This is a genomic window from Streptomyces racemochromogenes (assembly GCF_039535215.1).
GTDB lineage: Bacteria > Actinomycetota > Actinomycetes > Streptomycetales > Streptomycetaceae > Streptomyces > Streptomyces racemochromogenes.
The window spans coordinates 6,978,782-6,991,404 of record NZ_BAAAWT010000001.1; the positions used below are offsets into that span (position 1 = coordinate 6,978,782).

General features: G+C 73.3%; 13 protein-coding genes and 1 pseudogene. 13 read left to right on the forward strand and 1 reads right to left on the reverse strand.

The window, feature by feature from the left end; all coding sequences use genetic code 11:
* Positions 1-60: 60 nt before the first annotated feature.
* Complete coding sequence (locus ABD973_RS32270) at positions 61-1,281, reverse strand: MFS transporter (RefSeq protein WP_345503725.1); 1,221 nt, start codon at positions 1,279-1,281, stop codon at positions 61-63.
* 412 nt (positions 1,282-1,693) lie between these two features.
* On the opposite strand from ABD973_RS32270, the gene ABD973_RS32275 reads away from it, so the two are divergent.
* From ABD973_RS32275 to hypB, 13 genes and pseudogenes are all read left to right on the forward strand, one after another.
* A complete protein-coding gene (locus tag ABD973_RS32275) occupies positions 1,694-2,221 on the forward strand; it encodes a DUF6328 family protein (RefSeq protein WP_345503727.1) in 528 nt (175 codons plus the stop codon).
* Positions 2,218-2,442, forward strand: a complete 225-nt coding sequence (locus ABD973_RS32280) for a hypothetical protein (RefSeq protein WP_345503729.1) — start codon at positions 2,218-2,220, stop codon at positions 2,440-2,442. Before ABD973_RS32275 ends, ABD973_RS32280 begins: the two co-directional genes overlap by 4 nt.
* A gap of 160 nt (positions 2,443-2,602) precedes the next feature.
* The gene (locus tag ABD973_RS32285; protein ID WP_345503731.1) at positions 2,603-4,375 is read left to right on the forward strand and encodes an enoyl-CoA hydratase-related protein; all 1,773 of its coding nucleotides are present in this window, start codon (positions 2,603-2,605) and stop codon (positions 4,373-4,375) included.
* Positions 4,376-4,442: 67 nt separating this feature from the next.
* Positions 4,443-5,498 (forward strand): NADH-quinone oxidoreductase subunit B family protein, encoded by a 1,056-nt coding sequence (locus ABD973_RS32290; RefSeq protein WP_345503733.1) that lies wholly within the window; start codon positions 4,443-4,445, stop codon positions 5,496-5,498.
* A 77-nt stretch (positions 5,499-5,575) separates the two neighbouring features.
* Positions 5,576-7,360: a nickel-dependent hydrogenase large subunit gene (locus ABD973_RS32295; protein ID WP_125605473.1), complete on the forward strand. Its 1,785-nt coding sequence runs from the start codon at positions 5,576-5,578 to the stop codon at positions 7,358-7,360.
* Entirely contained in the window at positions 7,357-7,890 is a 534-nt protein-coding gene (locus ABD973_RS32300) for a hypothetical protein (RefSeq protein ID WP_125819868.1), read from the forward strand. The genes ABD973_RS32295 and ABD973_RS32300 overlap by 4 nt, the downstream gene beginning before the upstream one ends.
* Entirely contained in the window at positions 7,887-8,561 is a 675-nt protein-coding gene (locus tag ABD973_RS32305) for a DUF5947 family protein (RefSeq protein WP_125819867.1), read from the forward strand. The genes ABD973_RS32300 and ABD973_RS32305 overlap by 4 nt, the downstream gene beginning before the upstream one ends.
* Positions 8,558-9,265 (forward strand): DUF6084 family protein, encoded by a 708-nt coding sequence (locus ABD973_RS32310; RefSeq protein ID WP_125819866.1) that lies wholly within the window; start codon positions 8,558-8,560, stop codon positions 9,263-9,265. Before ABD973_RS32305 ends, ABD973_RS32310 begins: the two co-directional genes overlap by 4 nt.
* Positions 9,262-10,656, forward strand: a complete 1,395-nt coding sequence (locus ABD973_RS32315) for a hypothetical protein (protein WP_345503756.1) — start codon at positions 9,262-9,264, stop codon at positions 10,654-10,656. Before ABD973_RS32310 ends, ABD973_RS32315 begins: the two co-directional genes overlap by 4 nt.
* Complete coding sequence (locus ABD973_RS32320) at positions 10,653-11,141, forward strand: hydrogenase maturation protease (protein WP_125604726.1); 489 nt, start codon at positions 10,653-10,655, stop codon at positions 11,139-11,141. The genes ABD973_RS32315 and ABD973_RS32320 overlap by 4 nt, the downstream gene beginning before the upstream one ends.
* A complete protein-coding gene (locus tag ABD973_RS34855) occupies positions 11,138-11,239 on the forward strand; it encodes a DUF6893 family small protein (RefSeq protein ID WP_386381913.1) in 102 nt (33 codons plus the stop codon). The genes ABD973_RS32320 and ABD973_RS34855 overlap by 4 nt, the downstream gene beginning before the upstream one ends.
* 110 nt (positions 11,240-11,349) lie before the next feature.
* Positions 11,350-11,727: a hydrogenase maturation nickel metallochaperone HypA/HybF gene (locus ABD973_RS32325; RefSeq protein ID WP_125819864.1), complete on the forward strand. Its 378-nt coding sequence runs from the start codon at positions 11,350-11,352 to the stop codon at positions 11,725-11,727.
* Between the two features lie 3 nt (positions 11,728-11,730).
* Positions 11,731-12,423, forward strand: a pseudogene (gene hypB / locus ABD973_RS32330) (hydrogenase nickel incorporation protein HypB); the annotation flags it as partial.
* Positions 12,424-12,623 lie beyond the last annotated feature (200 nt).

The following is a 12,623-nucleotide window of genomic DNA, read 5'->3' on the forward strand; positions in this document are numbered from 1 at the left end:
ACCGGAACAGGGAATTGAATGGCGGAGAATTCGGACGGAATGCGGGCCCCCGGTGCCCCGTTACGCCGTGACGGCGTCCGGGGCGGCCTCCCGGCCCCGCCGGGCCCGGTCGGCGATGCGCGGCATGGCGGCTCCGGCCAGCGCGAACCCGAGGGCCATGGCCAGCCAGCCCGGGCCGCCGTGGTCGACGGCGAGCCAGGTCAGCAGGGCCGGGGCGATCATCTTGCCCAGGTCCGCGCCCATCGCGTACGTGCCCTGGTACTGGCCCTGGGCGTGCTCGGGCGCCAGCGCGAACGACATCCCCCAGCTTCCCGCCGACTGCCGGATCTCGCCCAGGACGTGGGCCAGGGCGCCCAGGAGCAGCAGCGCTCCGGCGAGCGTGGCGGAGACCCCGCCGCTGAAGGAGAAGAACACGCAGGCGACCGCGAGGCACAGCGCCCCGGACCGCGAGGCCCGGGCGGCCGCGCCCGGCTCGTCCGTCCCGCGCGCGGCCCTCACCTGGAGCAGGACCACGGCGACCGTGTTGGTCAGGAGGATCGCGGCGATCATCCACCGGGGCGCGTTCGTACGGTGCAGCACCCACAGCGGCAGCACGACGTCGAGCAGCAGGTTGTGCATGGACAGCAGGCCGTCCAGCACCACGAACGCCAGGTAGGGGCGGTCGCGCAGGACGGTCAGGGCGGGCCCGGGGCGGGCCGGCTGCGCGGCCACCGCGGGCAGCAGCAGGGTGAGCAGTCCCGTCGCCAGGTAGGTGGAGGCGTTGAAGACCACGGCCGCCTTGTACGCCCAGACCGAGTCGGCGGCGAGCAGCAGGCCGGCCAGGGCGGCGCCCACCGAGACGCTCACGTTGCTCGTGGCCCGCAGGTAGGCGCGGACGGTGACCCGGTCCTGCGGCGGCACCAGTCCGGCGACCATGGCCATGCGGGCGCTGCGGCTGGCGCTGTAGGCGACCGCCTGCGCGCTCACCACCAGCAGGTACGAGGTGAAATCGTGCACCGCCAGCAGGGCCGCCGTGAGCGGCCCGAGGGCGATGAAGGACCAGATCTGCACGGAGCGCGGGCCGATGCGGTCGGCCAGGTGTCCGGTCGGGGTGCTGACCAGGAGGGCGATGCCGGCGGCGACGCCGACGCCGAGGGCGAAGCGGCCGGGGGTCAGCCCGAGCACGGCCGTCGCGAAGATGGCGTTGAGCGCCATCCACAGGCCCTGCCCGAGGGTGTGCACCAGGGTGATGCCGGTGAGGACGCGCGCCGGACCGGCGGGCGGGAGCAGTCGGCTCAGCATCGGCCTGCCGCAACGCGGTCCGCGCCGCCGAGAACGGACGCCGTGATTCTTCCTCTGACGCACGCCAGGATCACTGACACGCCCCCCACTCCTCGTCAAGCGCCGTTGCCGACGACAGGATTCGGGAAATTCCCCGTGGCTGCGGACCGAGATCGTCGGCCGCGCAGGCCATATCGAAACTTGATCTACGCCGGGCTGTCCAGGAAATGGTCCTGTGACGCCGATCACACGATCGAAACCCCTAGGGCCGGTAAAGGGCGAAGAAAAAGAATGTGCAGGAACGGTCGACGTTCCGCACTTACCGGCCGGTAGGGCATAGGGGCGGAAGGTCTGATTCCGGGGAGTCCCGTCCCCGGGAGGGTTGATCGGCGCGCCCGCCGGGCAGGCGCCGGGGTGGACGAGGGAGGCGTGTATGCCGCGAGAGAGGGCCCAGGGACGCGACGAGAGCCCGGAGGAGCGGGCGGACCGGCAGTGGCAGGAACTGATCCAGGAGATCCGCGTCGCGCAGACCGGCGTGCAGATCCTCTTCGGATTCCTGCTCACGGTCCCCTTCACCGCGCACTTCCAGGGACTGGCCGAAACCGACAAGGCGATCTACACCGCCACCGTCGTCCTCGGCGCCCTGGCCACCGGCGCGCTCATCGGCCCCGTCTCCTTCCACCGGATCGTCTCGGGGCGCCGCATCAAGCCGGAGGCCGTGCTCTGGGCCTCGCGCCTCACCTTCGCCGGCATCCTCCTGCTGCTGGCCACCTGCACCTCCGCGCTCCTCCTCGTGCTGCGGGTCGCGGCACCGGACGCCCTCGTGCCCTGGCTGGTTTCCGCCGTGGTCGCCTGGTACCTGCTGTGCTGGTACGCGCTGCCCCTGTGGGCCCGGATCCGCTACACCTCCGAGGAGGACCCGCAGCCGGAGGAGGCCCGGAAGACGAGGAGTACGACATGAGCGAGCGCCGGCGGCACGACTGGTCACGGACCCCGCCCGCGGGCCCGCGGGACGGGAGCGCGGAGGGCGGGACCCGGCGGGCCGGGGACGCCACCCCCGACGACGAGGCCAGCGGCCACACCGCCAAGCAGCAGCGCCCCGGCATCGGCCGCGAGGAACAGGCCCGGCACCAGCGGCCCGCGTACGGCCCCCGCCCCGAGAGCGAGAGCGACGACCGCTGACCGGGACCGCCGATCCACCAGGTGGCGGACCCCGGGCCCCCCTTCCGGGTGACACCCCTGCCGGGCTGCGGCACGCCACGCGGTGCGCGGGCCCACGATCGCCAGCGGCCGTACCCGCACCGCCCGCCGATCGCGGGGTTCCGGACGCCTGGGAGATCACGTGCACGTCCTGCTCGTCGCGAGCGCCTTCAACAGCCTCACTCAACGGGTCCACGCCGAACTGCGCGACCACGGACACAGCGTGGCGCTCGAACTGGCCCTGCCTGGCACGGACCTCGCCGCGACCGTCCGCCGCCACCACCCGGACCTGGTCCTCGCGCCGATGCTCAAGACCGCCGTCCCGCGCGAGGTCTGGTCCGCGTACACCTGCCTGATCGTCCACCCCGGACCCCTCGGCGACCGCGGCCCCTCCTCCCTGGACTGGGCCGTCACCGAGGACCGGACCCGCTGGGGCGTCACCGTCCTGCAGGCCGACGAGGAGATGGACGCCGGCGACGTCTGGGCGACCGCGGACTGCACGCTGCCGCCCGTCGGCAAGAGCGACGCCTACCGGGGCGAGGTCTCCGACGCCGCCCTCGCCGCCGTCCTGCTCGCCGTCGAGCGCTTCGCCTCCGGCAGCCACACCCCGGCCCCGCAGGGCCCCGCCACCGCCCGCCCCTACCTGCGCCAGCCGCACCGCCGGATCGACTGGGAGCACGACGGCACCGACACCGTCGTACGCGCCCTGCGGGCCGCCGACTCCCGGCCCGGCGTGCTGGACGACCTCCTCGGCGGCCAGTGGTTCCTGCACGGCGGCCACCCCGAGGACACCCTCCGCGGCCGCCCCGGCCGGCTGCTCGCCACCCGCGCCGGAGCGATCTGCCGGGCCACCCGCGACGGCGCCGTCTGGATCCCCGAACTGCGCGCCAAGCGCGCCCCCGGCGAAGCGGCCCCCGTCAAGCTCCCCGCCGTCCTCGCCCTCGGGGACCGGCTGCCCGCCCTCCCCGAGATCCCCGCCCCCCTCCACGTACCTCCGGCGGGCGCCCGCACCTGGACCGACATCCGCTACCGGGAACAGGGCGGAGCAGGCTTCCTGACCTTCTCCTTCCCCGGCGGCGCCATGAGCACCGGCCACTGCCGCCGCCTGCTCGCCGCCTACCGCGAGGCCTGCTCCCGCCCCACCTCCGTCCTCGTCCTCGGCGGCACCCGCGACTTCTTCTCCAACGGCATCCACCTCGGCGTCATCGAGGCGGCCGCCGACCCCGCCGCCGAGTCCTGGGCCAACATCACCGCCATGGACGACCTGGTCGAGGCGGTCCTGACCACCACCGACCGGCTCGTCGTCGCCGCCGTCGGCGGGAACGCGGCCGCCGGCGGGGCCATGCTCGCCCTGGCCGCCGACGAGGTCTGGTGCAGGTCCGGCGCCGTCCTGAACCCGCACTACCGGCTCATGGGGCTGTACGGGTCCGAGTACTGGACCTACACCCTGCCCCGCCGGACCGGCACCGGCGTGGCCGAACGGCTGATGGCCGACGCCCTGCCGCTCAGCGCCGCCGCCGCCCGCCGCCTCGGCCTCACCGACCGGACCCTCGACTGCGGCCCGCAGGACTTCGCCGGCGAGAGCGCCCGCCTCGCGGTCCGCCTCGCGGCCTCGCCCGCGATCCACTCCGCCATCGCCCGCAAGAAGGCCCGCCGCGACCGCGACGAGGCCGCCACCCCGCTCGCCGCCTACCGGGAGGCGGAACTGGCCCGGATGCGGGAGACCTTCCACGACCCGGCGGCCCCCTACCACGCGCTGCGCAGGGCCTTCGTGCGCAAGGAGCCCGCCGACCGGACCCCGCCGCACCTGGCACGCCCCGTACCCGGCCGGCACACCGCGCCGCTGCCCTCGCGCCGGCTCCCCGTCACTGGACCGGCCCCCTCCGACAGGGCGGCGGGCCCGCGACCCTGCTAGCAAGAAGGGTGGGGCACAACCCCAGGCCCCGGCCCGTCCCTCCCGCATCCCTCCCCAAGGAGCACCTATGGATGCAGCAACGCCCAGCGCGGTAGAGGACCCCCCGATCCACATCCTCTGGATCAACGCCGGACTCAGCTGCGACGGCGACTCCGTGTCCCTGACCGCGGCGATGCAGCCCAGCATCGAGGAGATCGTCACGGGAGTGCTCCCCGGCCTGCCGAAGATCGCCGTGCACTGGCCGCTGATCGACTTCGAGTGCGGACCGGTCGGCGGCGCCGACACCTTCATCGAGTGGTTCTTCAAGGGCGAGCGCGGGGAGATCGACCCCTTCGTCCTGGTCGTCGAGGGTTCGATCCCCAACGAGAAGATCAAGCCCGAGGGCTACTGGTGCGGGTTCGGCGACGACCCCGCCACCGGCCAGCCCATCACCACCAGCGAGTGGATCGACCGCCTCGCGCCCAAGGCCCTCGCCGTCGTCGCCATCGGCACCTGCGCCACGTACGGCGGCATCCACGCGATGGAGGGCAACCCCACCGGAGCCATGGGCGTCCCGGACTACCTGGGCTGGGAGTGGAAGTCCAAGGCCGGCATCCCGATCGTGTGCGTCCCGGGCTGCCCCATCCAGCCGGACAACTTCTCCGAGACCCTGACCTACCTGCTCTACCAGGCGGCCGGATCCGCCCCGATGATCCCGCTGGACGACAAGCTGCGCCCGACCTGGCTGTTCGGCGCCACCGTCCACGAGGGCTGCGACCGGGCCGGCTACTACGAGCAGGGCGACTTCGCCCACACCTACGACTCGCCCAAGTGCCTGGTCAAACTCGGCTGCTGGGGTCCGGTCGTCAAGTGCAACGTCCCCAAGCGCGGCTGGATGAACGGCATCGGCGGCTGCCCGAACGTCGGCGGCATCTGCATCGCCTGCACCATGCCCGGCTTCCCCGACAAGTTCATGCCGTTCATGGACCAGCCGCCCGGCGCGACCCTGTCCACCAAGGCCAGCGGCGCCTACGGAGCCGTCATCCGCAAGCTCCGCGCGGTCACCACCCACACGGTGGACAAGGAGCCCAAGTGGCGCCAGAAGGGCCGGCAGCTGACCACCGGCTACCGCCCGCCCTGGTGACGGGACCCTCGCGCCCGCTCCCCTCCGCCGCACAGCACACCCCGCTCCCGTTCACCAGAAGGGCCACGGCAGACACGATGACACCGAAGACGAAGGCGGCCGGCGACGGCAGCGGGCTGGTCGAGATGGCCTGGGACCCGATCACCCGGATCGTGGGCAGCCTCGGCATCCACACGAAGATCGACTTCAAGCAGAAGCGGGTCGCGGAGTGCTACAGCACCTCGTCGGTCTTCCGCGGCTACAGCGTCTTCATGCGCGGCAAGGACCCCCGCGACGCGCACTTCATCACCAGCCGCATCTGCGGCATCTGCGGCGACAACCACGCCACCTGTTCGGTGTACGCGCAGAACATGGCCTACGGCGTGAAGCCGCCGCACCTCGGCGAGTGGATCATCAACCTCGGCGAATCCGCCGAGTACATGTTCGACCACAACATCTTCCAGGAGAACCTGGTCGGGGTCGACTACTGCGAGAAGATGGTCCGCGAGACCAACCCCGGCGTCCTCGAACTCGCCGAACGCACCGAGGCCCCGCACGCCGCCGAGCACGGCTACCGCACCATCGCCGACATCATGCGCTCCCTCAACCCCATCGAGGGCGAGTTCTACCGCGAGGCCCTCCAGGTCAGCCGCTACACCCGCGAGATGTTCTGCCTGATGGAGGGCCGCCACGTGCACCCCTCCACCCTCTACCCGGGCGGCGTCGGCACCATCGCCTCCGTCCAGCTCTTCACCGACTACATGAGCCGCCTCATGCGGTACGTCGAGTTCATGAAGCGGGTCGTCCCCCTCCACGACGACCTCTTCGACTTCTTCTACGAGGCCCTGCCCGGCTACGAGGAGGTCGGCCGCCGCCGCGTCCTCCTCGGCTGCTGGGGCGCCCTCAACGACCCCGAGTACTGCGACTTCACCTACGCCAACATGACCGACTGGGGACGGAAGATGTTCGTCACCCCGGGCGTGGTCGTCGACGGCAAACTGGTCACCAACGACCTCACGCAGATCAACCTCGGCATCCGCATCCTCCTCGGCAGCTCCTACTACGACGACTGGGAGGGCCAGGAGCAGTTCGTCACTCACGACCCCCTCGGCAACCCCGTCGACCCCCGCCACCCCTGGAACCAGCACACCATCCCCGCCCCGCAGAAGCGCGCCTTCGACGACAAGTACAGCTGGGTGATGTCCCCCCGCTGGTTCGACGGCAAGGACCACCTCGCCCTCGACACCGGCGGCGGCCCCATCGCCCGCCTCTGGTCCACCGCCCTGTCCGGACTGGTCGACGTCGGCTACGTCAAGGCCACCGGACACAGCGTGGTCATCAACCTGCCCCGCACCATGACCAAGCCGGAGACCACCTTCGAGTGGCGCATCCCCAAGTGGAGCAACGCCCTCGAACGCAACCGCGCCCGCACCTACTTCCAGGCCTACGCCGCCGGCATCGCCCTGCACTGCGCCGAGAAGGGGCTCGCCGAGGTCCGCGCCGGACGCAGCCAGACCTGGGAGAAGTTCGAGGTACCGGACGAGTCCATCGGCTGCGGCTTCACCGAGGCCGTCCGCGGCGTCCTCTCCCACCACATGGTCATCCGCGACGGGAAGATCGCCAACTACCACCCCTACCCGCCGACCCCCTGGAACGCCAGCGTCCGCGACAGCTACGGCACCCCCGGACCGTACGAGGACGCCGTCCAGAACACCCCCATCTTCGAGGAGAACCCCCCGGAGAACTTCAAGGGCATCGACATCATGCGCGCCGTCCGCAGCTTCGACCCCTGCCTGCCCTGCGGCGTCCACATGTACGTCGGCGGCGGCAAGACCGTGAAGTCCATGCACGTCCCCACCGGCCTGAGCGGACTGGGCGGATGAGCGCCGCGACCACCGACGGCCTCCAGGCGGGCCGCCGCGTCGAAGAGGTCCTCGACCGGCTCGCCGCCACCGGCGACCGGCAGACCCACGAGGCCGCCGAGGAACTGGTCCGCGTCCTCATGGAGTTCTACGGAGCCGGCCTCGCCCGGATCGTCGAGCGGCTCACCGCCCTCCCACCCGGCGCCGCCCCCCTGGCCGCGCTCCTGGAGGACGAGCTCACCGCGGGCCTGCTGACCCTCCACGACCTCCACCCCGAGGACGTGCACACCCGCATCGCCCGCGCCCTGGACTCCCTCCCCGAAGCCGAACTCGACGGATACGACGAGGACGACGGCACCCTGCGGCTGCGCACCGCCCCCGACGGGGGCTGCGGCTGCGGCAACAGCGCCGAGGACACCCGGCGCCGCATCGAGGACGTCGTCGCCGCCTTCGCCCCCGAGGTCACCTCCGTGGAACTGGCACCCGCCGCACCGGCGCCCCCGCTGCTCCAGATCACCACCCGGCCGCCCGCCCCGGCGCGCGTCCCGTGAGCCCCGACCGGCGGCCGTCCGCCCCCGCACCGGGACTCCGGCGCTTCACCCGGCCCCGCACCCCCCGCCCCGAGACCTGCGAACTGTGCGGCACGCCCGTGGCCCGGGACGGCCACCGCCACCTCGTGCGGACCGACGAACGCGCCCTGGTCTGCGCCTGCGCCCCCTGCGCCCTCCTCTTCGACCGCCCCGGCGCCGGCACGGGCCGCTTCCGCACCGTCCCCGACCGCTACCTCAGCGACCCCGGCCACCGCTGGGACGACGAAGCCTGGGACCTCCTCCAGATCCCCGTCGGCGTCGCCTTCTTCTTCCGCAACGCCGCCCTCGACCGGCTCGTCGCCCTCTACCCCAGCCCGGCCGGCGCCACCGAGAGCGAACTCGACCCCGATACCTGGCAGCGCGTCCTCGACGCCGGACCGCTCGCCGCCCTCCTCCAGCCCGACGTCGAGGCACTGCTGCTGCGCCGCACCCACGGCCGCACCGCCTGCTACCTCGTCCCCATCGACATCTGCTACGAACTGGTGGGCCGCATGAGACTGCTGTGGCAGGGCTTCGACGGCGGCGCCGAAGCCCGCGCCGCCCTCGACACCTTCTTCACCGAGGTCGAACGGCGCGCCGTACCCGCCGGCAGGCGCCCCGCCACGGCACCGGCAGGGGAACCGCGGCCATGACCGACCTCACCTTCACCTGCACCGGGGTGCGCGCCGACCCCTACGCGGCCGGCCCCACCCTCCTGCTGCGGCTGCGCGTCTGCGCCCCCTCGGCCACCCGCGTCCACGCCCTCGCCCTGCGCTGCCAGCTGCGCATCGAACCGGGCCGCCGCGGTTACGGCCCCGGTGAGGCCACCGCGCTCCAGGACCTGTTCGGCGAGCGCTCCCGCTGGGGCACCACCCTCCAGCCCGTCCAGTTCGCGCAGGTCGCGGTCATGGTCCCGAGCTTCACCGGCGAGACCGAGACCGAGGTGCCCGTGCCCTGCACCTACGACATGGACATCGCCGCCACCCGCTACTTCGCCGCCCTGGAGGACGGCGACGTACCGCTGCTGATGCTGTTCTCCGGCACGGCCTTCACCGGCTCCGGCGGCTTCCGCGTCGAACCCGTCCCCTGGGACCGGGAGGCCTCGTACCGGATGCCCGTGTCCGTGTGGCGGGAGATGATCGAACAGCACTTCCCCGGCTGCGGATGGCTGCGGCTGCCCCGCGACACCATGGACGAGCTCCTCGCCTTCCGCTCGCGGCACGCCCTCGCCTCCTGGGAGTCGACCGTACGCGCCCTCCTGGACGCCGCCGCGACCCCGGCGACCCCCGACGCCGTCCCGGAACCCCTCCGGGCCGCCGCACTCCTGGACCGGCTGGCCGGGAGGACCGCCCCGTGACCACCACCTCCCCGCCGGACACCCGCTTCGCGGCCGCCCGGCAGCTCGCCGACGCCGTCCTCTTCGAGGGGTACGTGCTGTACCCCTACCGGGCCTCCGCCGCCAAGAACCGGATGCGCTGGCAGTTCGGCGTCCTCGTGCCGCCCGCCTGGGGGCCCGCGCACGGCGAACACTCCTTCCAGCGGACCGAGCTGGTCATGGAACCGAAGGGCGAGGCCGTCCTCCACCTCGAACTCCGCTTCCTGAGGGCATGGCGGCGCACCGTCGAACAGGCCCTCGGCGACGGCTCGTTCACGCCCGTGCCCGAACTGCACCTGCCCGACCGGGTCCTCGTCCCCTGGGACGAGGGCACCGAGGAACAGGCCGAGCTGACCGTGCCCGTCGCCGAACTGGCCGCCGGCGAGGTGATCCTGCCCCTGGTCCGCCCCGCCCGCCAGGAGAGCGAACCCGTCCTCGACGCCGACGGCCGCGAACGCGGCCGGCTGGTCCGCGCCGCCGAGCGCATCGACGCCGAGGTCCGGCTCCGCGCCGAGGAACTCGACGTGCCCTACCGGGCGCTGCGACTCACCGCGGTCGTCGAGAACACCACCGCCTGGACCCCGGAGCCGGGCGCCGGCCGCGACAGCGCCCTGCCCCGCTCCCTCGTCGCCGCCCACCTCCTGCTGGGCCTCAGCGCAGGCTCCTTCCTCTCCATGACCGACCCGCCCGAATGGGCCCGGCCCGCCGTCCGCGGCTGCGACAACCGCCACACCTGGCCCGTCCTGGCCGGCGAGGAGGGCCGCGCCGACGTGGTCCTGTCCTCCCCGATCATCCTGGAGGACCACGCCGCCATCGCCCCCGAGAGCGCCGGCGCCATGTACGACGCCCTGGAGATCGACGAGATCCTCGCCCTGCGCACCGCCGCCCTCACCGACCAGGAGAAACGCGAGGCCCGCGGCACCGACCCGCGCGCCGCCGCCGTCGTCGACCTCGCGGACTCCATGCCCCCCGAGGTACTGGAACGCCTGCACGGCGCCGTCCGCGCCCTGCGCGAGATCACCGACCCGGACCGCACCGGGGTCCCCGAGGACGTGTTCACCCCCGACACCCCCTGGTGGGACCCGGCCCACGGCGCCGCCGCCGAACCCGCCCCGCAGCGGATCACCGTCGACGGCCGCCCCGTCGGCCCCGGCAGCCGCGTCCTGCTGCGGCCGGGCCTGCGCCGCACCGACGCCCAGGACCTGTTCCTGCGGGGCCGCGCCGCACGCGTCGAAGCCGTCCTCCACGACGTCGACGGCGGAGTGCACCTCGCCGTCACCGTCGACGGGGACCCCGGCGCCGACATCCGCCGCGAACAGGGCCGCTTCCTGTACTTCCAGCCCGACGAGGTCACCCCCCTGGAGGACGAGTGAACGGCCGGACCCTGGTCGCCGGCATCGGCAACGTCTTCCTCGGCGACGACGGCTTCGGAGTCGAGACGGTCCGCGCCCTCGCCGCCCAGCCCCTGCCCGACGGAGTGGAGGCCGTCGACTTCGGCGTGCGCGGAGTCCACCTCGCCTACCAGCTCCTCGACGGCTACGACACCCTCGTCCTCGTCGACGCGACCGCCCGCGGCTCCGCGCCGGGCACCCTCCACCTCATCGAGGCCGACGGAACCGGCCCCCTCGACCCGCAGGGCGCGGTGCTCGACGGACACGACATGTCCCCCGACACGGTCCTCGCCCTCCTCGACACCCTCTGCGCGGGCACCGGGGCCACCCCGCCCCGGCGCACCCTCGTCGTCGGCTGCGAACCCGCCACCGTCGAGGAGGGCATCGGCCTGAGCCCGCCCGTGGCCGCCGCCGTACCCCACGCCGTCCGCATGGTCCAGGAACTGCTCCCGAGGAGAACCCCATGAAGAAGGCCATCGCGTTCACCGTGGCCGCCGCGCTCGGCGCCGTACTGGTGACCATGCTCCCCGACCTCAAGCGCTACCTGCGCATCAGGCGCATGTGACCTCCGGCTCCCCGCCGCCCGAACGGCGTACGGGTCCCCGGTGCGTCGGCGCGCCCGTCCGCCGGGCACCCGCCCCGCCGGTCTAATGAGGCGCGGCAGGACGGAGTCCGATGCACGAGATGTCGATCGCCATGGCCGTCGTGGACCAGGTGGCGGAAGCGGCCCAGGCCGGAGCGGCGCGCTCCGTGAGCCGCGTGGAACTTGAGGTCGGGGAACTGGCCGGCGTCGTGCCCGACGCGCTGGCCTTCTCCTTCCAGCTCGCCTGCACCGCGACGCCCCTCGAAGGCGCCGAGCTCGTCACCCACGCCGTGACGGCCCGCGCCCGCTGTGCGTCCTGCACGGGGGAGTGGGCCGTCGGCATGCCCCCCGAACTGCGCTGCCCCGACTGCGGGAAGGCCGACGCCGTGGAGCTCCTCGCGGGGCGCGAACTGCGGATCCGCCGCGTGGTCTGGGAAGACGACCCCGAACCGATCCCCGAGGAGGCCTGAGCCGTGTGCCGAGTGGTCGACCTGCGACAGGCGGTGCTCGCCAAGAACGACGGGGCCGCGCAGGCCCTGCGTGAGGAACTCACCGCCCGCGGAACGGTGGTGGTCAACCTGCTCTCCAGCCCGGGCAGCGGGAAGACGGCCCTGCTGGAACGCGAACTGACCCTGGCCCGGGAGCGGGGCGTGCCCGTGGCCGCGCTGACCGCCGACCTGGCGACCGAGAACGACGCGCTGCGGCTGGCCCGTTCGGGCGCCCCGGTCAAGCAGGTCCTCACCGACGGCCTGTGCCACCTGGAGGCCCACATGCTGGGCCGCCACCTCGACGGCTGGCTCCCCGAGGACACCCGGCTGCTCTTCGTCGAGAACGTCGGCAACCTGGTCTGCCCCGCCTCGTACGACCTCGGGGAGTCCCTGCGCGTGGTGCTCGCCTCGGTGACGGAGGGCGAGGACAAGCCGCTGAAGTACCCGACCGCCTTCGGCCTGGCGCAGCTGGTGGTGATCACCAAGACCGACATCGCGGAGGCGGCCGAGTTCGACGAGGCCGCCTTCCGGGCCAACGTCCAGCGGGTCAACCCCGGGGTGGAGGTGATCCGCACCTCGTCCCGCTCGGCCGAGGGCACGGGCCTCCTCCTCACTCACGCCCTCCGCACCGCCGAAGGCACCCCACCCCACACCCCGGTGATGTCCCCCCAGCCCCACACCCACGCCCCGACCCACCCCCACGCCCCGACCCACACCCACAGCCCGAGCCACCCCCACGCCCCTACCCACACCCACAGCCCGAGCCACCCCCACGCCCCGACCCACACCCACAGCCCGAGCCACCCCCACGGCCCGGGGCACGACCACGGCCCGGGCGCGGCCCACGGGCCGAGCCACACCCACCCCGGCCCCGGCCG